Below are 229 nucleotides of genomic sequence, written 5' to 3' on the forward strand. Positions count from 1 at the left end.
GCTTTAGATGATGCTTTTGCCGTTGCTAAGGCCATTAAAGAATTACTAACAAATTGATCATTTTCTTCACTAGCATAATTTTCTGCTAAATCCTTAGCATTTTCTTCTTTAAGAAAATCTTCAAATTCTTCAATAGAACTAAAATTTAGTGAATGTTTCTGATTCACTTTAGTATCAGAAACAATATCAAATCCATATTTTTCAGCAATTTCATTAGCCTTATCAACAG

At 28.8% G+C, this 229-nt stretch carries 1 protein-coding gene; it reads right to left on the reverse strand.

Features of this window, described 5'->3' with window-relative positions:
• A partial coding sequence (locus tag R0J88_RS24165) for a hypothetical protein (protein WP_410901481.1) occupies positions 1–229 on the reverse strand: 229 nt, incomplete at both ends.

It is taken from the genome of Pseudoalteromonas sp. SIMBA_162, assembly GCF_046535955.1.
Lineage (GTDB): Bacteria > Pseudomonadota > Gammaproteobacteria > Enterobacterales > Alteromonadaceae > Pseudoalteromonas > Pseudoalteromonas marina.